At 52.6% G+C, this 26247-nt stretch carries 22 protein-coding genes; 10 read left to right on the forward strand and 12 right to left on the reverse strand.

Annotated elements, in window-relative coordinates; translation table 11 throughout:
- Positions 1-25 precede the first annotated feature (25 nt).
- Positions 26-1822, reverse strand: a complete 1797-nt coding sequence (locus IQ273_RS11210) for a protein phosphatase 2C domain-containing protein (RefSeq protein ID WP_194023255.1) — start codon at positions 1820-1822, stop codon at positions 26-28.
- 188 nt (positions 1823-2010) lie between these two features.
- On the opposite strand from IQ273_RS11210, the gene IQ273_RS11215 reads away from it, so the two are divergent.
- Positions 2011-2436, forward strand: coding sequence for an NfeD family protein (locus IQ273_RS11215; RefSeq protein WP_194023256.1), 426 nt, complete (start codon positions 2011-2013; stop codon positions 2434-2436).
- A gap of 71 nt (positions 2437-2507) precedes the next feature.
- Positions 2508-3464: an SPFH domain-containing protein gene (locus tag IQ273_RS11220; RefSeq protein ID WP_194023257.1), complete on the forward strand. Its 957-nt coding sequence runs from the start codon at positions 2508-2510 to the stop codon at positions 3462-3464.
- Between the two features lie 139 nt (positions 3465-3603).
- Here the strand turns inward: IQ273_RS11220 and IQ273_RS11225 are convergent, their stop codons facing one another.
- From IQ273_RS11225 to dacB, 4 genes are all read right to left on the reverse strand, one after another.
- The gene (locus tag IQ273_RS11225; protein WP_194023258.1) at positions 3604-5256 is read right to left on the reverse strand and encodes an ATP-binding protein; all 1653 of its coding nucleotides are present in this window, start codon (positions 5254-5256) and stop codon (positions 3604-3606) included.
- Positions 5257-5319: 63 nt separating this feature from the next.
- Positions 5320-7038 (reverse strand): EAL domain-containing response regulator, encoded by a 1719-nt coding sequence (locus IQ273_RS11230; protein ID WP_194023259.1) that lies wholly within the window; start codon positions 7036-7038, stop codon positions 5320-5322.
- A 911-nt stretch (positions 7039-7949) separates the two neighbouring features.
- A complete protein-coding gene (locus IQ273_RS11235; protein ID WP_194023274.1) occupies positions 7950-9521 on the reverse strand; it encodes a peptide ligase PGM1-related protein in 1572 nt (523 codons plus the stop codon).
- Positions 9522-9765: 244 nt separating this feature from the next.
- A complete protein-coding gene (gene dacB, locus IQ273_RS11240; protein WP_194023260.1) occupies positions 9766-11262 on the reverse strand; it encodes a D-alanyl-D-alanine carboxypeptidase/D-alanyl-D-alanine-endopeptidase in 1497 nt (498 codons plus the stop codon).
- A 631-nt stretch (positions 11263-11893) separates the two neighbouring features.
- Between dacB and IQ273_RS11245 the strand changes: the two genes are divergently transcribed.
- The 3 genes from IQ273_RS11245 to IQ273_RS35745 all read left to right on the forward strand — a co-directional run bounded on the left by IQ273_RS11245 (position 11894) and on the right by IQ273_RS35745 (position 12669).
- Entirely contained in the window at positions 11894-12178 is a 285-nt protein-coding gene (locus IQ273_RS11245; RefSeq protein ID WP_194023261.1) for a hypothetical protein, read from the forward strand.
- 106 nt (positions 12179-12284) lie between these two features.
- Complete coding sequence (locus IQ273_RS11250) at positions 12285-12506, forward strand: hypothetical protein (RefSeq protein ID WP_194023262.1); 222 nt, start codon at positions 12285-12287, stop codon at positions 12504-12506.
- Complete coding sequence (locus IQ273_RS35745) at positions 12496-12669, forward strand: type II toxin-antitoxin system PemK/MazF family toxin (RefSeq protein WP_194023263.1); 174 nt, start codon at positions 12496-12498, stop codon at positions 12667-12669. The genes IQ273_RS11250 and IQ273_RS35745 overlap by 11 nt, the downstream gene beginning before the upstream one ends.
- Before the next feature lie 154 nt (positions 12670-12823).
- Here IQ273_RS35745 and IQ273_RS11260 read toward each other — a convergent pair whose 3' ends face one another.
- On the reverse strand, positions 12824-13642 hold the full coding sequence (locus IQ273_RS11260; RefSeq protein WP_194023264.1) for a hypothetical protein: 819 nt from the start codon (positions 13640-13642) through the stop codon (positions 12824-12826).
- Positions 13643-13647: 5 nt separating this feature from the next.
- Positions 13648-14511, reverse strand: coding sequence for a DUF488 domain-containing protein (locus tag IQ273_RS11265; RefSeq protein ID WP_194023265.1), 864 nt, complete (start codon positions 14509-14511; stop codon positions 13648-13650).
- A gap of 265 nt (positions 14512-14776) precedes the next feature.
- Here IQ273_RS11265 and IQ273_RS11270 point away from each other — a divergent pair, with 265 nt between their 5' ends.
- Positions 14777-15256 (forward strand): hypothetical protein, encoded by a 480-nt coding sequence (locus IQ273_RS11270; RefSeq protein WP_194023266.1) that lies wholly within the window; start codon positions 14777-14779, stop codon positions 15254-15256.
- Between the two features lie 237 nt (positions 15257-15493).
- On the opposite strand, the gene IQ273_RS11275 is transcribed toward IQ273_RS11270, so the two are convergent.
- A complete protein-coding gene (locus IQ273_RS11275) occupies positions 15494-17704 on the reverse strand; it encodes a transglycosylase SLT domain-containing protein (protein ID WP_194023267.1) in 2211 nt (736 codons plus the stop codon).
- Positions 17705-17898: 194 nt separating this feature from the next.
- Here IQ273_RS11275 and IQ273_RS11280 point away from each other — a divergent pair, with 194 nt between their 5' ends.
- The 4 genes from IQ273_RS11280 (at position 17899) to IQ273_RS11295 (ending at position 23363) form a co-directional block, all read left to right on the forward strand.
- A complete protein-coding gene (locus IQ273_RS11280) occupies positions 17899-19386 on the forward strand; it encodes a leucyl aminopeptidase (protein WP_194023268.1) in 1488 nt (495 codons plus the stop codon).
- A gap of 921 nt (positions 19387-20307) precedes the next feature.
- The gene (locus IQ273_RS11285) at positions 20308-21159 is read left to right on the forward strand and encodes a hypothetical protein (RefSeq protein WP_194023269.1); all 852 of its coding nucleotides are present in this window, start codon (positions 20308-20310) and stop codon (positions 21157-21159) included.
- Between the two features lie 241 nt (positions 21160-21400).
- Positions 21401-21709, forward strand: a complete 309-nt coding sequence (locus IQ273_RS11290; protein ID WP_194023270.1) for an RNA-binding protein — start codon at positions 21401-21403, stop codon at positions 21707-21709.
- Positions 21710-21860: 151 nt separating this feature from the next.
- Entirely contained in the window at positions 21861-23363 is a 1503-nt protein-coding gene (locus IQ273_RS11295) for a YcjF family protein (RefSeq protein WP_194023271.1), read from the forward strand.
- 570 nt (positions 23364-23933) lie between these two features.
- On the opposite strand, the gene IQ273_RS11300 is transcribed toward IQ273_RS11295, so the two are convergent.
- The 4 genes from IQ273_RS11300 to IQ273_RS33635 form a co-directional block, all read right to left on the reverse strand.
- On the reverse strand, positions 23934-24341 hold the full coding sequence (locus tag IQ273_RS11300) for a biopolymer transporter ExbD (protein ID WP_194023272.1): 408 nt from the start codon (positions 24339-24341) through the stop codon (positions 23934-23936).
- A 92-nt stretch (positions 24342-24433) separates the two neighbouring features.
- Positions 24434-24898 carry an EVE domain-containing protein gene (locus tag IQ273_RS11305; RefSeq protein WP_194023273.1) on the reverse strand — a complete coding sequence of 155 codons (465 nt, stop codon included), beginning with the start codon at positions 24896-24898 and terminating at the stop codon, positions 24434-24436.
- The gene (tsaE, locus tag IQ273_RS11310) at positions 24873-25373 is read right to left on the reverse strand and encodes a tRNA (adenosine(37)-N6)-threonylcarbamoyltransferase complex ATPase subunit type 1 TsaE (RefSeq protein ID WP_194023275.1); all 501 of its coding nucleotides are present in this window, start codon (positions 25371-25373) and stop codon (positions 24873-24875) included. Before tsaE ends, IQ273_RS11305 begins: the two co-directional genes overlap by 26 nt.
- Before the next feature lie 665 nt (positions 25374-26038).
- A partial coding sequence (locus IQ273_RS33635; RefSeq protein WP_228052819.1) for a hypothetical protein occupies positions 26039-26247 on the reverse strand: 209 nt, incomplete at its 5' end.

Consider the following 26247-nt stretch of genomic DNA (forward strand, 5'->3'; position numbering starts at 1 on the left):
CCCATCCACCCATCCACCCATCCACCTAAGGAGCCGGAGCCGCAGGCGGTGCGTTCGGTGACTCTGGAACATCGGGCGATCGACTCGCCAGCCACCACCAGCCCAGCAGCCCCACCAGCAGTATCGACCCCGACACCGCCAGTATCCAGCGCGGTACGCCCCGTGGCGGTGCAGATGCCGCTGGAGCCGCAACAAACTCTTCTTGGGGCTGGCTTTCGCCGTAGAGCTTGGCCCCAGTTGGTGGCACCGTTCCTGAATCGGCCCCAACCCCAGCGGGAAGGCCCTGATCGCCCTGCACCGAGGCCGGGGTCAAGAGCTTATGCTGCATCAGCACCACGGCGGTGTTGTCGTGGCCATTCTTCTGGTTAGCCAACTCGATCCACGAGGCTACCGCCGAGTCAAGGGTAACGATGTCTTTAATAATCAGGCCGATGTAGTTGGCCCAGGCATCTTCAATCCGGTAGTTGTCGCTGAGGCCGTCGGAGCAGAGCAGCAAAATGCCCGTCTCGTCGAACACAAAGCGCTGAATGTGGGGCGTCAGGTGCTCGCCGCTGCGGGTGCCTAGGGCCTGGGTGAGGGCTCCGGCGTCGCTGCGCTCCTGGGCCACGGGCCAGCTTTGGCGGCAGGCTATCACCTCGCGCCCAGCAATGTCGTCATCTACCGTGAGCGGGTGGCAGTAGTCGGGGGTAATCCAGTAGGCGCGGCTGTCGCCGACATGGGCCAGATAGACCTCGTTGACTCGCTCCCAGCCTTGCTCAGTCTGCACCCGCTGCGGAATCACCACCGCCATTACCAGGGTGGTGCCCATGCGCTGGCGACCTACCCGGCCCCGGTTGTCGTTTTGAAAGTTAATCAGCTCGTTGACAACACGTATAACGGCCTCAAGCTGCTGAATAATAATCTGGGGTGGCAGCACCCGCAGCTCGTTTTGGGCCTCAGCCAGCAGCGCCTGGAGCTGAATTTGCAGCGACTGTACCGCCAGCTGGCCGGCAATTTCGCCGCCGTCGTGGCCCCCCACGCCGTCGCACACGATCGCCACCTGTAGACTAGCGGCTTCAGGTTGAATGCCCTGGGGCCAGCAGGCATCTTCGTTACGCGGCTGAGTTGGTCCCTTGGCCGTGGCCCCCGCCAGGGCTATGCGGGTCGAGACTGTAGCCGCCTGGCGCAGCAAAATCTGGTTGAGTTCTAGGGAAAGGGTATCGGGGTCGAGGGTGCCTGCGTCGAGCTGGTTGACGATCGCGCGCAGCGGTTCTGAGACCGCCAGGTGCAGGGGGGAAAGCAGCGATCGCCACAGCTCCACCAAATCCGCCAGCGCTGGGGGTTCCCCATCCGGCACCAGCTCCAGCAGCCGCAGCCGCCAGCCATCGACCCGCAGGTTGCTTGAAATCAACAGGCTCCTGGCCAGGCCCAGTTCGCCCAGGGTTCTCCACAACTCCCACAGCTGCCAGAGCCAGTTGGCCTGGCGCAGGGGTGAAGCGCTAAACAGTCCTGCCTCTAGCTCTGGCAGCAGCGCCCCCGCCTGAGGATGAATAGGGGCATTGTCGAGCAGCAAAATGGGCGGTGCCCCAGTGCGCTCCAGCACGCCGTAGAGCCCAGGCACGTGCAGCCGGTGGGGGTGAGCCCGCAGGTAGGGCACGGCCTCGGCAGGGAAGGTATCGGGGGCGCTGGGGCGCTGGTCGGGCTGGGTGTCGAGCCAGATGTAGGGGGCTACCACGCGATAACGCTGGCCCACCAGCTCATCTACCGGCAGAGTCTCCAGGTCTGTGCCTATGGCCCACAGGTAAGGCTTATAGCGAGAGGGACGGCGTTCTACACGGTTCATAGGGCGATCGGCACACTTCAACGCCAGGAATGTCTTAAGACAACGTAATCAAGCCCCCATTAGGCTCGACCCTAAAGATAGATTAATCCTATGAGGATAGCGAAACTTTCTGACCGGCAATCTGGAATCGGGCTCACCCGACTTGAAGTTGTCCGTCTGTAGCGCCTCCGTTTCTCTACCGGGTTGCCATGAACTATCCCTTATTTTGGGCCATTCTGGGGGCCGTATTCTGCCTGATGGAGCTGTTTCTACCTACGGGGTTTGTCGAATCGACCCTGGGCATCAGCGCGTTTATTGTGGCCTTTTTTGCCCTGGCGGTGCCGATCTTTAGCCTCCAGATTGTGCTTTGGGTGGCGCTATCGCTGGTGTTTATTTTCTTGCTGCGACGGTTTGTGCCCACGCGCACCCCCTTTATTTTGCAAGAGTCTACCGAAGCTCGCACCCTGACCGCGATCGCCCCCGGCAAGACCGGCCGGGTGATCTACGAAGGCAACTCCTGGCAGGCCCGCTGCGACGACGAAACCATCACCATTGGTGCCGATCAGCCGGTGGTGGTGACCAGGCGCAAGGGCAATACGCTATACGTGATCCCCGAAAGCGCGCTGAGAGCTTAGACGGCGAGCCCAATTTTACTTGCCCACTACCGCAAACCCTTCCATCGCAAACCAGTTAAGGACTTACCCCTATGGGCGGCTTTTTTAGTTTTCTAATCGTGCTAATTTTTGGCGGATCGATCGCTGCCAGCTCGGTCAAAATCGTTAACCAGAGCGACGAGGCCCTGGTCGAAACTCTGGGCAAGTACAACGGCAAAAAGCTCACCCCCGGCCTCAACTTTTTGGTGCCCTTTCTCGACAAAGTAGTCTTCAAGCAAACCATCCGCGAGCGAGTGCTCGATATTCCGCCTCAGCAGTGTATTACCCGCGACAACGTGTCGATTTCGGTAGATGCTGTGGTGTACTGGCGAATTGTAGACATGGAAAAGGCCTACTACAAGGTCGAAAATCTGCAGTCGGCCATGGTCAACCTGGTGCTCACCCAAATTCGCTCTGAAATGGGTCAGCTAGAGCTAGATAAAACCTTTACCGCCCGTTCTGAAATCAACGAACTGCTGCTGCGCGAGCTAGATATTTCCACCGACCCCTGGGGGGTGAAGGTGACCCGCGTCGAGCTGCGCGATATTGTGCCCTCCAAAACGGTGCAAGATTCAATGGAGCTGCAAATGGCCGCCGAGCGCAAAAAGCGGGCCGCCGTGCTGACCTCCGAAGGCGAGCGCGAGTCGGCGGTAAACTCAGCCAGAGGCCGGGCCGAGTCGGCAGTACTCGACGCCGAAGCTCGCCAAAAAGCAGCCATTTTAGATGCCGAAGCCCAGCAAAAAACCATCGTGCTACGCGCCCAGGCTCTCCGCCAGGAGCAGCTGCTGCAGGCTCAGGGAACCGCCGAGGCCATGCAGGTGATTGCTAAAACCCTTGCCACCGACCCCGGTATGCGCGAGGCGCTGCAGTTTCTAGTGGCTCAGCACTACATGGAAATGGGGCTGAAAATTGGCAGCAGCGACAGCAGCAAGGTGATGTTTATGGACCCGCGCAGCATTCCGGGCACGCTGGAGGGTATGCGCGCGATCGTCGGTGAGGGGCAGTCGTAGCAAAGGCTTGGCTACACAATAAGCCGAGTTCGGTTTAAAGATACTTCTGCAAACAAAGCTGCATCACCAACATAATTTCGGTGATGCAGCTTTGTTTTTGCCATGACAAGATGAGGGGGTGGCTTATCTCGAAGTATGGTCATTTTAGACTTTCAGTATCGCAGGGTAGTGTGATGGTGAATGTTGTTCCTTGGCCCATCTCGCTCTCCACAGAAATGGTGCCTCGATGAGCATAGACTCCCTGCTTCACAATGGCTAAACCCAACCCGGTTCCTGCAATATAATCAACATTTTCTGCTCGATAAAATGGCTCAAATATATTGTCTTGGTTCTCTTTGGGAATACCAATACCCTGATCCTGAATTTGCAGAGTTAGACTACTTCCTTGATGGCGGCACGAAATGCTTATATCCCCTCCATCAGGAGAATATTTTACTGCATTAAAGATTAAATTAGTCAAAATTTGTCGAGCAATTGTTTCATCCAAAGCAACATTGATATTTTTTGGGCGAGCATCAAAAAAGATATTGCACTGGGTTTGAGAAAGAAGTTTTGCTTGTTCTATGACATCTTGAATCAAATGTGAAAGATCAAGCACCTTGGGCTGAAAGGCTTGCTTACCTTCTTCGATATGACCAACAGCCAAAACTCCATCCATGAGGTCGGTCATCGTTTGAACCGCATCTTGAATTCGCTGAAAAGCTTCGTCTTTTTCCTTCTTATCCCAGGTATGGCTATAGTTCTTTAAAAGTTCAGCATATAGAACAATACTAGTCAGAGGGGTACGAAACTCATGGGATGCCATAGAAATGAAGCGAGATTTCAGTTCACTGAGTTCTCGTTCTTTTTGAAACGCTTTTTCAACGATTTCCTCCGCTTGTTTACGGTCTGTGATATCAATATGGGAACCGGCCATCCGGTAAGGTTTGCCCTGGTCATCCCAGAGGGCAGCCGATCGGGATAAAATCCAGCGGTAAGTTCCATCTTTATGCCGAAGACGATATTCCAGGTCATAGGTTGAAATCTCGCGCTTCAGATAAGCAGCTAGGGCAGTTTGTACGCGCTGACCATCTTCAGGATGTAATCGCTGAGTCCATTCTTCCAAATGATTGGGGATTTCATGGTCTGCATAGCCCAAAATGCTTTTCCAGCGAGGTGAAAAGAAGACCTCTTTGGTCTTCATATTCCAATCCCATATTCCTCCGCTAGAGCCGAGAATTGCCAATTCAAATCGTTCTTGACTAAGGCGTAGCTTTTCTCCAACTTGATGTATATCTAAGCTAATTTGAGCGATACTTGCTAAGTCTCGCCGCTGTTCAATTTGCCTAACAACTTGACGGGTGATAATCTTTAAGCTTTCTATCTGCTCAACACTCAACCACCGTGGCTCCTGATCCAGGACACAAAGGGTACCAATTGCAGCACCCTCAGAAGTAATTAACGGAGTACCCGCATAAAATCGAATGTGCGGCTCACCGGTAACTAAAGGATTGTCAGAAAATCGTTCGTCAATGGATGTGTCTAATACCAAAAATAAATCCGTTTGTAGAATGGCATGAGAGCAGAAAGCTATATCGCGAGAAGTCTCAGTCGTAGTTATTCCAACCCTAGATTTAAACCACTGGCGATCGGTATCGACTAAGCTAACAAGAGCAATTGGAGTGCCACAAATTTGGGAAGCCAGGCGAGCTAAATCATCAAAGCTTTCTTCAGGAGCAGTATCGAGAATGCTCAGGCTGTGTAGAACGTCTAGTCTTTCTGCTTCGTTTTCTGGAAGAGGGGCAATTCTCATTTGATTCTGCTTTTGTTTTAGATCACAAGCCAAAAAGAATCTTCCTAAGGGTGCTTTAGCTTGCTATAGACGCTTATCTTCGACTAAGAAGGCTTCAAACTGTTCTGCGGGAACAGCCGGACTGAACAAGTAGCCTTGCATCGCCTGGCAGCCCTGCTCTCGCAAAAAATCAAACTGTTCTTGAGTTTCCACGCCTTCAGCGATAACTCGTAACTTTAAGCCCCGAGCCATCGCAATTATTGTTGTAACAATTGTGGCATTTTGGGGAGCCTGAAAAACATCATTAATAAAAGAGCGATCAATCTTTAGAGTGTCAAGTGGTAGACGCTTGAGGTAGTTTAAAGATGAATAACCAGTGCCAAAATCATCAAGAGAAATCTTAATGCCCACAGCCTTGAGCTCTTCTAGTATAGCGATCGCAGATTCTATATCCTCCATCAAGCTGGTTTCGGTAAGCTCTAGCTCCAAGCAGTTTGGGTCAAGTCGAGTCCGATCTAAGATCTGTGTAACAGTTTGAACTAAACCCTCTTGCCTTAACTGAAATGCTGATAAATTTACAGATACTTTAAGTGGAATAGGGTGAAGATCTTGCCAGATCTGAGTTTGGGTACAAACGGTTTCTAAAATCCAGTTACCAATCTCAATAATGTGGCCTTTTTCTTCTGCGATCGGGATAAAGACATTTGGATCAACCATCCCTAGCTCAGGATGATGCCATCGCAGTAAAGCTTCGGCCCCCATGATGCGTCCAGTAATCAAATTAATTTTAGGCTGATAAAAAATCTGAAATTCAGAGTTCTCTAAAGCAACATTTAATCCTTTCTCTATCAAACTATTTTGCTCAGTTTTAGCTCCCATCTCCATCTGATAGAAATAATAGCTATCTTTTTGAGATCGCTTGGCAAAACCCATAGCCATTTCGGCCTGGCTTAACAATTTACCAAAGTCACTTTGATCATTGGGATAGAGAGCAATGCCAATATTAGCCTGCACCAAAATCTTATGATCATTGAGCCAGTAGGGGTTGGCAAGACTATTTAAGATCGCCTTGACCTGATCCTCAACAGATTTCCTGTCTAAGACATTAACCAAAATCATGCTAAATACGTCAGCATTGATTCGAGCTGCTATGTCGTCCTCGCCTAAACTTTTGGTCAGTCGTTCAGCTACGGCTTGAAGCAACAAATCTCCCGTGAAGTGTCCAAACGTATCGTTGACGGCTTTAAATTGGCATATATTTACATATAGAACCGCCATCATCTGTTGGCGACGTTTTGCCGTTTCTAGAGCTTGCTTAAATTTTTGATATAGCAGAATACGGTTGGGCAGCTTTGTTAGTGCATCCTGATACGCCAAGGCACTAATTTGATCAGTTGCCTTCTTCATCTCCGCGATGTAAGGATCAACAATCGTATATTTTTTGTGCAGCCGACTTGTAATTGCATCTGTCAGTTCAGCTGTCGTAAATGGCTTGGCAAGATAATCGTCCGCACCCAAATTCATTCCCTTACGAATATCTGATCTGTCAGTTTTAGCCGACAAAAATATAAACGGAATGACCATCGTTTCCGAATCTTGATGCAAGATTTTATAGACCTGATAGCCATCCACTTCTGGCATCATAATGTCGCATACGATCAGGTCTGGAAAATGCATTTTTGCTAGTTGAATTCCAGTCTTGCCATTCTCCGCTCCAATTGCTTCGAAACCGAGGCAGTTTAGAGACTGGACAATGCCTTCTCGAAGACTTTGAGTATCTTCAATGACTAGAATTTTTGCCATAATCACATCTTTCCCTTACAACGTTCTAACGTTCCCTAGTAACAGATGAAATTGCCGTACTTAACATGAAAGCCATATTAAGAAAGAATTTACCAGAGACTTTATAAAGCCACGCCTATGACGCTTTGGTGTCGATCGCACTGCCTGAATTTTTCTTGGCAATTTTTATCTATAGCTGTGGCCAGTCTGGTTAAGACAGGTCTCCTATGAACGTTCAAACGTTTGAACGTTCATAGGGTTTCTGGATGTCCTAACCAACGTGACTATGGCTATAACGGGCAACCAGGGCATGTCGTTAACGTGCAACATATAGAGCCAAAAGAATATTGATGGCAATTTTATCGTTGGATTAAGCTTCACTAAACCCATTTAAGCTCTGGAACAACATTACGACAAGTCGATAGAAGCCACCCTGAACGCCAAAAACATTTATGATTTGATCGGTTGGAGGTATTAAATCAGTAAGCCACTGACAAATTCTAGAGTACCCAGTCGAGCATGATAAGCCCTACAGGTTACGATCCACTATTCGCTATGTAATCAGCAGCATTAAGAATACTTAAAGGTAAACGTTTCTTGCAGGACTTATGCCGCACTTCTATCGAAACAACACAAAGGCATCAGATGTAGACTAAGCCCTTTCCCCGGATGCAACTAAGTAGGAAGACCCAATCAAATATAAGACCGTGTAGGTTGCGGTTGAGGCACGAAACCCAACGCCCGCATGGGTTACGCTATCGCTAACCCATCCTACATTTAAATTAGCCTGGCTACTTACCGCCCTCTGGTATCCAAGCCAAACTAGCTGCATGATTTAGGCTAAGGCAGGCCTAGATATTGCAGTTGGTACTTTGTCGACGCTGGCAAACCACCACCGAGTAGCCGTGGGCTCAAGCGTTTGACAGCAGTGGTCACGTCGTAGATTCATCCAGAGCAGCTACCACCTGATCGTAGATTTCGCGGGCGTGATCGGGGCTGGTGCCGATGCAGGTGAGGCCCACTTTGCCGTACTCCGATAGGCAGCCCATCAGGTGAAAAGCTGCTCCTACACCGCTGATCGAGTTGAAGTGCAGCTGCTTGGTGACGATGATATTCATCAGGTCGCTGGGCAGTAGGCCCCGGTAGTGGGGTTTTTGCAGGTTGTCGGAGGCGCGGTAATAGCGCACCTGCTCCTGCTTGGTATAGAACAGCCCGTCGCTCTGGTGAAACTGCCCCTCGGTGAGCATTTTCATCGCCATTAGCGGGTGGGTGGTCCCCCCTTTGCGCAGGTTGATTTCGATCGCTTGCAGATCCCACTTGGGGGCCTGGGGGTCACCTTTGGCAACGGCGATAAAGTCGACACCGTAGCGCTCTAAAGCACCCTGGCGGGCTAGTTCTTCACCAATCCGCTGCCCCATTTCCTGAATTTCCAGCCGGTAGTCGAGCCGGGCCGGAAAGGAGCAGCCGAGAAAAATTTGGCCATCGGGGCCGCCCAGTTCTTGGTCGTGGGTGGAGAGAATTTCGACCTCGCCCAGGGGGGTAATGCGGCCCTGCACGCTGGGAGATTCCTTATGGTCGCCTTCGACAAAGGCTTCGGCGATCGCCCCCAGCACCGGAATTTTGGCCGAGAAGTGATCCCAGGTTTCGGTATCGCACTGAAAGCTGAGGCAGGGGAACGATTTGGCGATCGCCCGAACGCGATCGCCATGCTCTGCACTCCCTGGGGCGAAGTCTTGCAGCGGGCGTAGATCGAGCAGGGCGTTGCCCTCGCCCGAAAAGCCCTCGTTGAGCTTGATCACGATGCGCTTGAGGCTGGGGTCTTGCTCCCACACCTCGGCCGTGACGGTGGCCAATTCATCTTCAGAAAACACCAGTTCGCTGCCGATGGGATGAGGAATGCCGCAGCGCTTAAAGATTTCGCGGCTGCCGCTCTTGGTGCCCCAGTACAACAGGTCAGGGTCTAGGGCCAGCAGCGGCAGCCCCAAGGCCAGGGAGAGTTCGCGCTCCCAATGGGTGGAGTTATAGCAGGTCATGTAGGCCCGCTGGGGATCTACCGCTTTGCGAATGCGCTCTAGCAGGCGGGGCCGCTCCAGCAGCTTTTGGCTGAGGGGCTTGCGCGAGGCATCGTAGGCGGCGAACAACTTCAGGCGATCGCGGGCGTGGGAGCTAGGGATACCGGGCAATAGCTCCAGGTAGTAATCAATAATGCTGGGGTGCAGCGGCTGCGAGGTGACGTAAATTAGGTGCGTGTTGGGGTTGCGCAGCCGAATCAGCGAAAACAGCAGCCGCTCTTCGTAGTGGTTGACTCCCTCAATTTTTTGCAGCTCTTCCTGGTCGAGGCTAAGGGAGGGCACCACCACAATGTGGCGCTCCTGAGTATCAAATTCGTCAGTGGATTCCCAGCGATCGCGCAGCAGCTTCTGAAACTGCTGAAACCGTAAAGAATCGTCAACCTGCAGTTTCGCCGGTTCTGTAGCCGTAGCCACCTCTTTCGCCGTCACCATACTGACTACCTCCCGCGATCGCCAAATCGGTTTTGGAATGACACGAGTATAGACGAAAGCTCTCACCAGCCCGCGATCGGCCCAGGCCAAAGGCAATCTCTACTCCAATAAATCTATTTTCCCACCAAAATTTAGCGCTGCTATCCCCACTAAGGCATAGGCCCGGTTTCAAGACAGCTAGTGCCGACGATTGGCCCTATTGCTTAGGAATCCACCTATTAGGAGCGCTTTACTCAAGTTTGCCTCAGCAATCCTCGCGCAGCTGCGCTACCAGCAGCAAAAGCTCGTCAATTTTCTGCCGCAGTACGCTGGCGTGCTGGTTGGAGTGGTTGATCACAATGCTAAACACCAGCGGCTCATAGTTCGGCGGCTGTAGGTAGCCCGATAGCGACACGTTTCCGGTTAGCGCCCCCGACTTGCCCTGCAAGCGCCCCTCCAGCACCGTGCCCCGCAGCCGATTGCTAAGGGTGCCGCTCTGGCCCGCGATCGCCAGCGATTCCCGAAAAAACCGCCCCTGGGGATGGGTGGTCATCACTTGCAGCGTCTCCACCAGCGCGGCAGGCGATACCAGGTTGTGGCGCGACAGCCCCGAGCCATCGGCTAACCGCAGGGCCGCTGCGTTTACCCCCATTTCGGCCAGGGCCGCCTTGACGGCTTCACCACCAGCCCGGCTCGCCTCAGCCACGTCATCCCCTTCGGTGATGTTGCCCCCCGCCGTTACTCCCATGGTTTTGAATAACGCCTCGGCGTAGAGGTTATCGCTGTCGCGATTGGCCACCAGCATCAGGTCTCGCACCTCGGGCGACTCTACCGCCGCCAGCTCTAGGTCTGCAATAGGAATCGAATTTTGGCTGATCACCGTTTGCCCCACTGGCAGTGACTGCCGCCGCAGCGCCTGCTCCATAGCCGCCGCAAACTGCTGGGCCGGGTTAAGCACTGCCAAGCTAAAGGTCTGCGAATTGCTGCCCTGGACCATCTGCCCTGTCACCCGCACCGTGGGCGAGTCTCCCGGACGCCATAGCGCGAGGGAAACAGGGGTAGCTCCAGCGGCAACGGTGGTGGAATCGTTGACAACGGGCAGCGGGCCAGCGGGTAATGGCTGGGGCCAAATCAGGCTCAGCGGGCTGCCCACCTGGGTTGGGGCTAGCTGTAGGGCGATCGCATTGCGGTTGAGAATTAGGCTGTTGACCGGGGCGGCGTAGGCCCACTGGGCGTCTTCCCATTCCCAAGTGGGGTTAGTGGCAAAGCCAGGGAAGTAGGAGTCATCGATCACCAGGCGGCTGATCTGTCTTACCCCGGCCTGGGCCAGCTGCTGAGCGAGACTGTCGATCTGCACTGTTGTCAGGCTCGGATCGCCCCGCCCCACCACGCGCAGCGCGGTGCTGCCCTCAGCATTGGGATTGCCGTAGATGGAGGTGCGTAGGCGGTAGTACCCCCCGAGTTGGTGGGCGGCGGCGGCGGTGGTCAGCAGCTTGATGTTGGAAGCCGGGGTGAAGAGGCGATCGCCGTTGCGGCTGTACAGCGTGCGAGGATTTTGCCCCTGGGTTTGCAGTACCAGGCCGGTATAGGCCGTATCTAGCGGAGCCTGATTGAGGGCGGCATCGATCTGGGTCGTCAGCTGGGCCGGGCACAGGGCAGAAAGGGCCTGGGAACTGGGCAAAATTGAGCCCAATACACCAAAGCTCAAGACAATGCTCACACGCTGCACCTGCCGAAGCACCGGCATAACACCCTCAATCATCTGCAATCATTCCTCAATACCAACGCTGTCTGGGCTCTATGGAATTGGCCATGCTGAGTAGACCACAGGTTCGCTCAAAGACTACTCGTCTAGGTTCAGAGACTACTCGTCTAGGTTCGGAGACTACTCGTCTAGGTTCAAAGACTACTCGTCTAGGTTCAAAGACTACTCGTCTAGGTTCAGAGACTACTCGTCTAGGTTCAGAGACTACTCGTCTAGGTTCAAAGACTACTCGTCTAGGCTCAGAGACTACTCGTCTAGGCTCAGAGACTACTCGTCTAGGTTCAAAGACTACTCGTCTAGGCTCGGAGACTACTCGTCTAGGTTCAGAGACTACTCGGCTTTAGTGGCTGTCTACCACAGATAACGTAACGAATCTTACTTGCATGGGGGGATTAGATCGATTAAATTACTGAGCTATAGCTGTGTGCGTGCAGCTTGTCTTCCCAAAAATTTGGTCTAACGCCACTGGAAGGTGCTACCAACACCAACCAGCGGCTAACCCCGTCGACTGCGTACACAGTCTCGGAGGCTAAGGTTGATTTTACCTGGCCGCCCTGAACTGCACATGTCTGGGGCGGCCAAGTTTTTGGGTTTCTTACCCGTCGTTTCATCGGAAAGGAACCCGATTATGTTGTGTTTTACCCATCAAGATCCCCGAGTTCTTGAAGAACTCGGGGATCTACCTCCCCTGCGCCTTGCTACGCCTAGCCCCCAGCCGGGGCGCGAACGATTGCGCCATCTGGTGATTGGCTCGCCGGAGGGGGTGCAGGGGGCGATCAACCACCTGCATCTGCTGCAATACGCCGAGCGGCTAGAGTGGAGCCGCCAGTTTACGATTCCTGAGTCGGGGATTTTGATTACCCCGGAGCAGGGCGAGGTGTTTAGCTTGCTGCTGCGCGATATCGGCCGATAACTTGACGAGGCTGAGTTTTAGGAAGAGGCTACAAATGCTAGACACCTTCTGTGAAGCTCAGTCTCTGATGCCACAATAGATTTAGGCTTTTGAGGAGATTGGCAGAATGACGCTACAAGAGCTTATGCAAGAGGCTCAGCGATTGAGTTGGCAAGAGCAGTTTCATCTAGCCACTCGTTTGCTCCAGTGGGCTGAGGCTAAGATGCCTGGGCATGAGCGGCAAGACTATCAAGATGAGTCGTTGGTGATGGCTGCAGCGCAGGTCTCTGAAGCGTCTTTTGCTGCGGTCTGGGATAACCCAGAGGATGCTGCCTACGATGACTTATGAGTTTGGCGAGGTGGTCTTGGTTCTCTTTCCTTTTACCAACCAAAATTCACAAAAGAAGCGGCCTTCAGTCATCATTAGCTCAAGTGAATATAATGCGGCGCGTCCAGACCTAATTTTGATTGCAGTGACGAGTCAGGTGAAAACGCCGGCACTGGTTCGCTAACAGGAGATGGCTAACTGAAAGCCTTACTAGACAAGTGTTTTCATGATTTTAGGCTGAATCACCTCAATCCATTGCTACACAAAGGCTTTGGAGATTTGTCACCGCTTAAGAGACCAGTGCCTTCTTTAGCTTTAGCTGCATCCCGTGTGCAGTCCTAAAACAACGAACCTTGAATAAAATCAGGTTGCGATTGTTCTAGCTTAGGTGGCCAGAAAACACCCAGAACAACCCAGGTATTGTAAGGAAACACCGTCCCCATAAAAAACAGTGTGTCTCTCCTGGCGCTGCAAATCTCATCAAAAAATTTGCGTTTCACACTCAAAGCCGCCTGCTCTTCATCACCTAATCGAGCCACTTCATTTAACCAAAGCACACCCAATTCCCAATCCTCAATCATGGCATTGTGCGGTTTGTGGCTGTCTTCGCACTCAAACACATAGCTAAACTTATACGGTATTTTCCGAAGCGGCTTTTGTACCGGGCCAAATAGCGCCAGTTGATCAAACAGATTTTGCCATTCCGGTTTCCACTCCGGTTCAGAAGGCTCAATTTTGAGATCCAGCACCCTTGTCGGTCGCACAATCCCCAGTGAAGTGCGTTCAGTTTCGTGTAGCTCCCGCAGTTGCTTCACCGTGTAAGTCGGCATGCGGTCGATGACTTCCCGACGTTTCCGCCAACCATTTTTGGTCGATAACGGCTCCCCCAGTACCTGTAAAGAGTCCAAAAGTGGCTTTCTACTCTCTTTGCGGCGATCATTCTTGTCACCATGCGGTAACAGGTCAATCTCCACCCACTGATATTTACGAAACTGCTGATTTCTCGGTCGATATCGATAGTCAATGGGATACAGCCTCACCCATTCATCAGCTTCAGTAATCCCCGCCGTACAAACCAGTTCTTGATATCCTCGCGATGGATGAGGATAGGTCATCACCGTAATCAGAACTTTTGTTTTAATCGGGCGATCGCTCATGTCTCTTATCCGAGATGCTTAATTGGCAATTTCATCATGCCCTCTAAATGCTGAGCCAGCACAGTCCGGTGGCAGCATTCCGGATTCGCTTCCATACACACCAAAACGCTTGGTTCAGACTTCAGTAACGACATTGCCTTTTGCAAGTCATCCCAGCGATTCGACAAACCACACCGATATTCCTTAAAAAGAGCAATATAGCTATCCGTTGAGGACAAATCTGCTCTTGCTGAACCTGGAATCCCTAACCCCGGCAAATGCTGGTAATCAATATCCAGCGCATTGCATAACCGATGCAAAGTGCTTTTATGAAAACCATAACGACGAGAAATCGGGTTATAGCGAACATCAACCAACCTGCGGATGCCCGATCGCATCAGCAGATTCAAAAACTCATCAACAGTTTTGCCTTCATACCCAGCGGTGTAAATTGCCTGATCAGCTATAGGACGATGTTCTTGGCGTTTCCCCGGCAAATCACTGTTGACCGTAAACCAGGGATAGTTGGCATAAACCGTATCGATTAAAGCGGAGCTAGAGAAACTGCCGTACTGTTGAGTGACAGCCGTAATATCTTGAGCGATCGTCTTGGGTAGCTTAACTTCCTGCTCTTTGCCTACAGTCGTTAACTGCCAAACCTTATCAGCCGTCTTTTCCATAAAACCATTGCGAACCAATGTATCCGTTTCGCGGTTCAGGGTAAACGAGTAAGGGCCATAACGATACGGGATGAACTGGTAGAAAGTCTTACCGCCACGAGACTGCGTCTCCTGTCCTAGCAGAAATGCCCACTTCATTAATTGCAAAGTAGTTGCTTGTCCCCCTACCTGCTGAAGAATTTCAAGTAACGCTTTCTGACGGTGCAGCACTTGTTACCCCTGGCTTAGTTCTTTTGTATTATAGTTGCCGTTTGAATCAAGCTCCTAAGTCTATCTCAATTCTTAGCGGTTACCCCGCTAGTGACCAAGGCTGTCTACACAAAGACATTAGGCTTAATCACCCCAGCGGAAAAGCAACTTTCGCTCTCTCCCGCCGATCGTAGGGCATGTTTCACCTATAACCGAGCAACAGTTCAACTGCTCTGCCCGCTCAAGTCAACCTTACCCGCATCTCAAAATAAGGAGACTTCAGGGTATGCCCTACGAAAACATCAGCGCCACCATTTCAGACCAGTCCATAGCCGAGATCAAAGGGGCGATCGCCGCCATCCACAAAAACCTACCCTTTCTCATCAACCTCACCCCCGCCGAACGCCGCAAGCGCTTCAAAATGGGCGACAAAAGCCTTGCCTTCGTCCGCAACAGCGTCACCGCTACCCAAAACAATTCCAGCATTGTGCCCAGCAACTTTGACATCGCCGAGTTTAGCCGCGACTACCAGTTCACCGTTGACCTCAGCGAAGTGCTGGGCCTGCTAGAGCAGCTCAACGAAACCGTCGACGACACCCTACTCGCCGTTGGCAGCGAATCTATGAGCAGCAGCCTGCTCGTCTACGACTACGCCAAAACCGCCGCCCGCCACTCCCCCGGCCTCAAGAGCGTCGCCGACCAGCTAGGCGAACGCTTCAAAGCCCTGGGCCGTCGCCGCACCAAAGCTAGCGACACGGCTGCTTAGACCCACCGCCAACAAAAAAACGAGGGGGATGGCTAATTCCAGTTAGCCATCCCCCTCAGCGATCAAGTCAGCAGTAGATTGGCCCTACATAGCTGTGGCCAGTCCGGTTAAGACAGGTCTCCTATGAACGTTCAAACGTTTGAACGTTCATAGGGTTTCTGGATGTCCTAACCAACGTGACTATAGCTATACACAGCCAGACCAGCGGATAAGTCCAGTATCCAGCTATTCCCTGCTCTATCCCCCCCAGCCTCGGTGGCGCTTTTTGAGGGTTTCGACCTGCTGGGCGATCGCCGGATCGTACAGCCGTAGGTAGTTCCAGTAGCCGCCAAACACCGATTGCACGTAGCCCTTGGTCTCTGGATAAGGAATCTTTTCGGCAAAGTCGTCAGCATCGACATAGCCACCTCGCTTGATCCAGCTGGCCACCGCGCCAGGTCCGGCATTGTAGCTGGCCACCGCAAACAGCGAGTGATTGTCGTACTCGGCATGGGTGTAGTCGAGGTACCAGGTGCCCAGCTTGACGTTGTCTTCAGGATTGTTGAGGTCGTAGGTATCGAGCCCGGCCCGGTCCTTAATCCATTCAGCAGTCGCAGGCATGACCTGCATCAGGCCAGCCGCCCCCACCCCAGAGCGAATCTTGGCCTCAAAGCGCGACTCCTGACGCATCAGCGCCGCCACCAGCAGCGGGTTGAGCTGGCGCTGGGCCGACCAGGTGGTGATCAAATCGGCGTAAGGCAGCGGATACACCCCGTGCCAAAAGTCTGGGCGCTGCTTCAAGTTCTGAACCACTTTTTGATCTGCCGGGTCATCGGCCAGGCCCAAGCTTGATACCTGGTAGATGCCGTCGATATTGTCGTTGGTGCCCAAGCGCATCAGCCCGTCGGTAAACTGCTCCTCTGGGGTTGGGTCTTGGTAGTTGGAGTACTCTATCTGCCATCGCTCCCAGGCCCGCTGGTCCTGCCCCAGCAGGTAAAGTTCTTGCAGCGTGTTAGATCCTGTTGGCAAAGGCTCGCGCTGGGCCATCGGGGCTACCGCCGGAACCTGCGATCGCACTGTCGTAAAATCACCCACATTCCAGCCCAGGGCGACCGCCGCTCGCCAGGCGTAGTACGACTCAGGATGGCGGGCAATCACACTTTCTAGGGCATTTTGGGCCACATCGGCCTGACCCAGCTGGCGGCCCCACTTACCCACCCAGTAACCGGCATCGGCGGCCAGATCACTGTCGGGGCTGTGCTTCAGCACATCACTGCCCCAGCTGAGCGCCATAGTCAGATCGCCCTGTTCAGCGGCATTGCGGGCATTTTTTAGGCGAATATCCGCCGCCGCATCGGAGTCTTTATATTCCTTTAAAATCAGCTCGCGGGTGGCTTGGGCCGATTCAGCGCTGTTCAGCTCATCTAGAATTTTGGCTCGATCTAGTAGCGCCTCCGCCGCCCGGTCGGGGAAGCGATTCACCACCTGATCGAGCACGCCCAAAGCAGCCTGATCGGGCACACTTTGAGCCAAACGCAGCAGACCGGTCGCGGTTTCGGGCGCGTTGGGAAACTGCTGATCGAGCTGGTTATAGAGAGCGATCGCGCGATCGCGCTTACCCGTCACCTGGTGACCTCGGGCCGCCCGGTACAGGTTGCGGGGCGACGGCGGGGCCTGAGCATAGGCCACCGCCGCATCACCATAGCTGTCGATGCGCCAAAAGCCAAAGCCCACGGTCTGCCAGTTTTCAGCGCTAAGCTGGCCAGCAAACTCGGTCTTAAGCCGCAGCAGGGCCGCCCCAGCGCTGGGGTGATGCAGACCCGATCGCGCCATGATCATCAGCATGGGCAGGGCATCGGCCCGACGAGGGTCGGCGGTCAGCCGCTGGTGAGCCACCTCCACCGCCTTGGGATGAGTGGGAAACTTCTGCACCAGCTGATCCCAGTAGGCCGGATTTTGCTGGCCCAAATCAAACAGAAGCGGGGCGATCGCGCTATCGTCCCCATACTCATTCAAAATTCGCTGCTGGGTTTGCTGAGCTGCGTCTGCCTGACCCGCTGCTCGCTGCGCCTGGGCCAGCGCCAGCGCCACGTAGGGAGCCATCGCCGAATACTCAGCCTCCAGCCCTTCCAGCAGGGGAATGGCGCTACCGCCGCGATCGCTGTTAATTAGATCCAGCGCCAGTAAATACTGGGCTCGGCTGCGGCTCAATGGCTCTCTGCCCTCAATGGCGGCCATTAGCGGCTCTTGCCGTTGCTCAGCCAGCTGTAACGCTAGCGCTAGCACCGGGTCATTGGCATTGTGAGCCGTCAAGTTCCCCAGTCCGGGCAGCAGCGACTCTTCTAAAATCACCGAGGAGTCGCCGGTCGACGACACGGTATTGACCAGAGCAGCCCCCATACCTAGCGAGAGGGCGCTCACCCCCGCGATCGCCACCAGGGGCAAATTTGCTTTTAACCGTTTCACCATGGCCTGCCCATCAACTCTGCTGAAGGTGTATAGCAAAAAATCTAGCCCGTAGCGCCAACCACAACCTGGAGGGTCAAACCGCTAATCCGTCTTATAGTAGCGAACCTACTGGCGGCTGGCTTTATCTACAGCAAACTCACCCTGGGAGGTTGCCCAAGGTTTATAGTAAACAGAGAAACTAGCCCCTAGGTTGAATGGAATTTCACGCATCTGGTACCTCTTGTTTAGACTGGTCTGGCGACGCCCTCATCCTCGGCCTCAGCGAAAACGCAATCCCCCTCTCAGGCACCCTAGCTGAGCTAAACAGCCAGGTTTCTGGGCTGCTGCAAGAGCTGCTCGACGAGATTGAATTTACCGGCAAAGAAGGCTCCACCGCCATTACCCGAGTCGGAACCGGGGCCAAGATCCGCAAGCTTGGGATAGTAGGACTGGGGGCTACCGACGCTATTACCGCCGATACCCTGCGCCGCGCCGCCGCCACCGCCGCTCGCCTGGCCAAAAAAGAGAAATGTGCCTCCCTCGGCCTCAGCATTCCCACCGTTCAAAACGACGCGGCCCTTACGGCTCAGGCCCTCACCGAGGGTGCCCTGCTGGCCCTCCACCAAGACAACCGCTTTAAATCCGAGGACAAAAACGGTAAACCCACCGTTGAACACATTCATCTCCTAGATTTGTCTGGCCAAGAAAGCAGTCTTCAAACCGCTCAGGCTATCTGCGACGGCGTCATTTTGGCCCGCGAGCTGGTGTCGGCCCCAGCCAATATGGTCACCCCCGAAACCCTAGCTCAAACCGCCCAGGATATCGCTACGGCCCACGGCCTAGAGCTAGAAATTCTGGAGCAAGAGCAGTGTGAGGCGTTGGGAATGGGAGCCTATCTAGGGGTGGCCAGGGCCTCTGACCTGCCGCCCAAGTTTATTCACCTCACTTACAAACCCAGCGGCACGCCCACGCGCAAGCTGGCGATCGTAGGCAAGGGCCTCACCTTTGACTCGGGCGGTCTCAATATTAAAGGGGCAGGCAGCGGCATCGAAATGATGAAAATTGACATGGGCGGAGCCGCCGCTACCCTGGGAGCTGCCAAGGCGATCGCCCAGCTCAAGCCCAGCGTCGAAGTTCACTTCATCAGCGCCGCCGCCGAAAACATGATTAGCGGCAACGCCATGCGCCCCGGCGACATTCTCACCGCCTCCAACGGCAAAACTATCGAGGTCAACAACACCGACGCCGAGGGTCGCCTCACCCTGGCCGATGCCCTGGTGTTTGCCGAAAAGCTGGGCGTCGATGCGATCGTCGATCTCGCCACCCTTACCGGAGCCTGCATCATTGCCCTAGGCGACGATATCGCCGGACTGTTTAGCGAAAACGAGGAATTAGCTGAGGCGATCGCCGCCGCCGCCAAAACTACCGGTGAAAAATTCTGGCGCTTGCCCATGGAAGGTAAATACTTCGACGGGCTCAAGTCCATCGTGGCCGATATGAAAAATACCGGCCCTCGCCCTGGCGGCTCAATTACCGCCGCCCTGTTCCTCAAGCAGTTTGTCACCGCTACCCCTTGGGTGCACCTGGATGTAGCCGGCCCCGTTTGGACAGAAAAAGAAAATGGCTACAACAACCCCGGCGGTACAGGCTTTGGCGTACGCACCCTTGTGCAGTGGGTGCTAGCCCAAAGCACAGCGCCTTAGCGGGATCGGCATTTGCACCGATAAGATTGAGAGTAACCAAACAAAACTCAACTAAAAGCAGATGGCTAGCGTGGCTCCCAAGCCCCACTGGTCATAATACGCCTTTAGACATATTCCTAAGGGTCTAGAAGCTCCAGTTCGCCAATTTTGGCGGAGCCAGAGAATAATCAACCAAATAGAGTGATTGAGCCATAGGCCCATACATCCTTCAAAGTCTCTCCTAGCGTAGCTTTCAGCGATCCTGAGATAAAACTCTTGAAGGCCATGCCTATAGAAGTTTCAGCAATTTTGATTGCTATTTCCCGATAGGGCTAATATTTAGCAGCCGGAACAATATGCTCTGCAAACTGTCTTAGTCTTAAGCACACGCATACCAATCCTGCAGGGCTAGGACATCTCCTTGAAAATCACTAACCAACCTGCACCGATACTGTGTTCAACAATACTCAACAATTTATTTCTCTTGTGATAGAAATTAAATTGAATTAGTGCTCTTTGGCGTTGTTTCACTTTAAGCAGCGAGATCACTCAGATTCAACCAAAAATGTCGCTAGTTACACCAAAGCTATGTTTGGGTCATTTTAGTAAGCCTTCAGTTACTGTAGTCATGGGTATGCAAAACCGGCCTAAAGCTTGAGTTTTGCGAGTATGTTGGCACTATCTATTGCAGCCTGATCACTAGCTGTCTCTTTAGAATGGTTAGCTCTGAATTCCTGATTTGCTTAGTAGTTTTTAAAGCGTAAGCCAATTCGACTACGGAAAGATATTTTCCTTCAAATGTATACCGGCAGATGGGTTTAAATATCCTTCCAACGATGGCTTCCATTTTTTCGCCAAGTTTCTACCGTTTAATATGACTGGCCTTCCTGTCTATGCATATGGTTAGATTCATGGTTTCAGGAATGAGCACGCTGGTTTGGCTTGTCATTTTTTGACAACTACTTTCAGCAATCCACTGTCGTATTGCCTCATCGGAGTAAACCAATGAATTTCACAGATTATTTTGATCGCATCGCCATTGTTTACCTGCCCGAACGCAGAAGACGATTCAAAAGCATTCAGCGTCAGGTCCAGCGGTTGGGCCTAGAAGACAATGTGCACTGGTTTAAAGGCCTGAAATTTAATCAAGCTGGTCAATTTCCCAAAGCCAGCGTTAGGGGTTGTGTCATGAGCAACTACGAGCTTTTGCGTCAGGCTGCCCAAGATAAGGTTGAAAGATTACTACTGTTTCAAGAAGATTGCGTTTTGAGCCAGCGACTTATTCGTCAAGAGCATAGCATTCTTGAAGAGTTAGCCAACCGCAACTGGGATTTTGCTTACCTTGGCTGTCAAGCCTACTCTAACGATGAACCTAGCAGTAAAAAGGTTTCAATCAATGCGGTGCCCAACCGTTTTTTCTCCCAGGTGAATGTTCGCCAAAATATTCGCGAGACCCATTTTTGGGCCTGTCAAGGTAAAGCAATTCCTAAGCTGGTTGAGTTTATGGAAGCCTCATTTGAGCGACCCATGAACCATCCAGACTGTGGACCCACCTACTTTGATGGGTACATGAACGAAATTCGCTATCGCCATCCAGATCTCGTTACTCTGGCTGCTGTGCCTAATCTAGGCTGGCCTCTAAGCAGCGTCAGCAACCTCAATCCAGGTCGGTTAGATGGCATTCCCGCTGTCTCTCCAGCTTTGCAAGTTGTTCGAGGGGCAAAGAATTTCTGTCTAGAAACGGCTGACTTCGTTCGGCATGGCCTAGCGCCCAAAGATGAACAAGTCAGCTGAAGGTGAATGTCACTAGTTTCACCCTAGTCTTCCTTTCCGCATAGGCCAGACATAACCAAGGAAAGTCGTTGCACAATTTGGCACAGATGGTGCATAGGTGTGAGATGCGCTACTGCTAGCCACGATGTGATCGGCTATCATAGCAACAAATATTGCACCTAAGGGCTAATGGGTAGGGCTTTTAGCCTCCCAACCCAGGGTTCAATGCTCAACACCTTGGTATTTTGGTTCGGAGAGACTCGTGACTATCTATATTGGGAACTTGTCCTTTCAGGCGTCTGAGGACGACATTAAGAGTGTTTTTGCTGAATACGGCGAGGTCACTCGCATTAGCTTACCCATCGATCGCGAAACCGGTCGAAAACGTGGCTTTGCCTTTGTCGATATGGTCGATGAAGCGAAGGAAGACCAGGCTATCTCCGAATTAGACGGGGCTGAATGGCTAGGTCGCGAACTTCGCGTTAACAAAGCTCGTCCCCGCACTGAAGACGGCGGTGGTAACGACGGCCGTCCCAACCGTAGCAATCGGTTCTCCCACAATCCTCTCTAGGCGTCTACCTACTGCTATTGGGCCAGTTGCTGAGATAGGTTAAGCTCTATTGTTTTGGCAGAGGCGTTCAATGAATGCCTCTGCCATACTGGTTTTTAACGCTTAATTTACGCTATTCTCCACTCACTGCCGTTGATGAAACAGGGTGACTATGGCACGGTGGCGTTGGCTATTACTCCTGATCGGGCTACTCGTGAGCTTAGGGGCAGTGCTGCTACTCGCCGATGCTTTGCTGCGCTTGTATACCATTTTGGCGCTGCTATCACCCCTACTGGCCCGAGTCGTGTTAGGGGTTATATTGGCTGCTGGAGTAGGTTTGGCCGGTTTTAGCCTTTATCGTTTGTGGCCTTTTTTACGCCCTCGCCGACAGAGGCAGATTCCTCAGCCTCCTCGTCACCCTGAAGAAGCAGCCGCTGTTAACTTACGCCTAGTTCAGAACCAGGTCGATCAAATTCAAGATCGAGTGGCCCGCCAGGCTTTGCAAGAGAAAACGCAGAACCTACGGTCTTCGACCACCGATCGAGCCCTTACTATCGCTGTATTTGGGGTAGGGTCAGCAGGTAAAACTGCGCTAATTAATGAACTTTTAGGTCGCCCTGTTGGTCAAGTAGGTGCGGCCCTAGGCACTACTCAAATTCAGCAGACCTACCCCTGGCAACTCCCTAATGGATCTAAAGCACTGCAACTCATTGATACCCCAGGTATTGCAGAAACAGGAATCGCTGGTACAGAAAGAGAGCAAGCCGCTCGCGCAACTGCTGCTGAAGCAGACTTGATTTTGTTTGTTATTGATGACGATCTGAGGCAGGCAGAATACACTGTACTGCAAGCATTGATAAGCATGGGTAAACGAGTGCTTTTGGTGCTCAATAAAGCCGATCGCTATCCTGAAGCCGACTTAGAGGCTTTGCTAGAACGACTGCGATCGCGAGTCTCCCCCCCCCTTAGCCATGACGATATCGTTGCCGTAGCGGCTTTACCACAACCCCTACCCCAGGTTGGTGGTGGCTGGCTACAAATGCAGCCAAACCTAATGCCCCTAAGGGCTCGCTTAGTCGATTTACTGCGACAGGAAGGTGAAAGCCTCATCGCTGACAACCTACTTTTGCAAACTCAGCAAATTGGAGAAACCGCCCGTCAAATTATCGATAGCCAACGCCAGGCACAGGCCGACGCTACTATTGAGCGGTATCAGTGGTTGAGTGCTGGGGCGATCGCAGTCACCCCACTGCCCGGACTCGACTTTTTAGCCACAGCAGCCATCAACGCCCAAATGGTTGTTGAGCTTAGCCAAATATATGACTGTGAGGTCAGCCTCGAAGAAGGCAAAGCCCTAGCTCTGTCCATAGCCAAAACCCTCACAGGGCTGGGCTTGGTTAAAGGCTCTGTAGACCTGCTAGCTCTAGGTCTTCAAACTAATCTAGCTACAGTACTAGCAGGGCGGGCCTTAAAGGGCACAAGCGGCGCTTACCTTACACGCATTGCCGGCAAAAGTTTTATCGAATACTTCCGCCAAAATCAAAACTGGGGCGACGGCGGCATAGGCGCTGTAGTAGAACGGCAGTTTCGTCTCAATAAGCGCGACGCAGTTATGAAAGCCTTTATCAAAGAGGCTGTTACTCGGGTTGTACCCATCATTCAAGAACAGCCTTAAAGCAACTCCAAACAAAGACGTTCTTTACCTAAGCCTAAATGGTCTTCAAACATAGCCGTTTTTCTTGAGGCAACAGTCCTAGCTACCATTACATAGATAGGGCTAGCATTTGGGTAGATGACAAGAAGACCTTATGCAGGCTACGTGAGGCCTGCTTGCTCAAAATCAGTACAATCAATCGCAGATTCAGAAAGAGCAACTTTGGGATGAATGGGACATTTCAGCCGATGGTCACCGGTAAAATAGCGACATTCAGCACAGGGAATTTTATGCATCACTGTAGCTCGGCCTACCCCATCCCGAATAGCCGTTATTAGGTTCCAAGCCGTTATTCCTACCAGCCCCCAGGCCAATACAAAACACACAGGCACCAGTAGAAATTGTACTAGTGTTACCACCTGCGTTGGTAGGGCCATGAATTGTAGTGCCATAGTCTAAAATCAAAATGCTGTTTCTACAGTTTCTGTTATGGCTTTGAGCTTATGTTGACCATAACTCATTGATTATAGGATTGAGATATCTGGAAATACAGCGGCAAAAGGGTTAATTTTTCTATAAGCAGCATCTAACTCAGGGCTGATTTCCTTCAGTTGCGATCGCCAATTGCACCCCAGGCAGCGATCGCAGCCGATCCATTACTTCCACCACCCGACCATGACTCACTGACTGATCAGCCCGAATCACAACCAAACCGCCATCGGCTAGAGTACCCAGGGTTTGAATTGCTTCCAGTAGCTGTCCATCACCTACCGACTGGCTGCCTACAAATAGCTCCCCCGCTGCGTTTAGAGTAACCACCACCTGTCGCTGGGCTTGGGCCTCCGCTGTCTCGGCCCCAGGTAGCGCTACCGGAAGACCTTCATTGCGGGTCAGAAACAGACTAGAGAGGATAAAAAATGCCAGCACCGCAAATACCACATCGATCATCGGCACAATATTGATTTGCAGAGGGGTTTCAGGATCGTCGGGGAGTTGCATAATACGGAATGAAGAAGGTTGGAACCGAGTCAATACCGATGGCACAACCGGCATTGACGGTTTGAAGCAGCCTCAAGACTGGCATCATAGCCTCAAACCCTAGATGTTTGAGCCATCTGTAGCAGTTTTTCGGCGATCGCATCATCGATCGGCATCACCGACAGTCGATTGCCTCGCCGCACTACCCACAGTTCGTCGGGGATAAACGTCTCCTTTAATTGATCTAGAGTAACGACCTGGGCAAATGTCTCCAAATAGCCCACCGTCACTGTATGCCAACGGGGGCTATCGAGTGAAGACTTAGGGTCGTAATACTGGCTAGACGGGTCAAACTGGGTAGGGTCAACCACGTTGATTGCTACAATCTCCATGAGCCCCACAACTCCCGGTGGCTTGGTGTTGGAGTGGTAGAAAAAGGCTCTGTCGCCTAGGGCCATACTGGTGAGGAAGTTGCGGGCCTGATAGTTGCGCACACCATCCCAAAGCTCAGTGCGATCGCGCTCCAGATCTGCAATGCCGTATACATCGGGTTCAGATTTCATCAGCCAGTAGGCCATCGCCAATTACCTCCTTCAACAACGCAGTATGTTCTTCTCCAACCGCTGTCAGCGTAGCCAGCCGCCCACCGCTGGTGATGGCCTCTAGCCGCAGCCGAATCGCCGAACGGGGAGGCTGCAGCATCCGTTCCGACCATTCGATTGCGAGCAAACCAGGCTCTATCTCCTTGGCGTCCCCATAGCTCTCTAGCTCCAAAGAGCCTATCTGGTCAGGATCTAATCGATACAGATCCACGTGGTAGAGAGGCATGCGTCCCTCCAAATATTCATTGATCAGCGTAAACGTTGGGCTGCTAATAGGCTCAGCAATACCTAAGCCTGCCCCTATTCCCTGCACTAATGTGGTCTTGCCGCTGCCCAAATCTCCAGACAGCAGCAACACCGTACCCGGTGGGCAAAGCTGCCCTAGGCGAATGCCCAAACCATGGGTCGCTTGAGCATTCGGCAGGCCAATCCTAAACGCACCGTCTCCCATCATCCGTTCCTGTAACTTGTGAAGATTCACGATTGAATCATAGGACAATGTCAAGCTCCAGCCAAAGGCCGTACTGAGACTGATTTAAGTCAACCTCGGTAATGCCTTTACCAATATGGTGCACGGCTCATTGCCAGTCCTCGCTTGACTCAGTGACCGTGCAGCCTGACGACAGCGCTGAGCCGTCAGCTTGCCTCACTGATGGCAGTAATATTCCATCTGCAGGGCAACAGACCTGAAAGACCGCAAAGGAAATCGTCTTAAATCTCACCTCCTCGGGCAACGCAGATGCCTAAGAACCCGCCCATGTTTGTACAGCATGAACAACTCGATCACTAACATCTCGTCAAACGACACTCTAGATGATCAACCCTTCTTCATTCATTCAGCGGTCAGCAAGCCATTTCCCAGCCTCCAGTCGCTCTCCCACCAGCTACCAAAATCTAACCTGCACCAGGCAGATGCAAAATGGCAATATCAGGCTGGGGCTACAAATCAACGGTTTACCAAATTCATTGAAAGCGATCGGGCACAGAGCCTACAATGCTAACCCTGCGGTTTTATCGCAACAATGATCAGGAACAGCCCGTTCATTGCGGGTCCTTCTCGGCTGTAACAGAGTTAGCACTGGTTAACCCCAGTGGTGGAAATTCTCGCTAAGGATCCTATAGACCTGGTGTAGAAATATCCAAACCAGATCTGATGGAAAAATCCGAGGTAACGTAACAGGCCAGAAAGCTAGCCTGAAAAGCAAAACCGTGCAACATCGTAATGATGTCGCACGGTTTTGAATAGGAACCTGGCATCGAGCTATTTTGACAAGGGGCAACCCCCTCACTATCTTCGCCGCAGCTGCGTTTCACGTCTGAGTTCG

This window comes from Nodosilinea sp. LEGE 07298, assembly GCF_015207265.1.
Lineage (GTDB): Bacteria > Cyanobacteriota > Cyanobacteriia > Phormidesmidales > Phormidesmidaceae > Nodosilinea.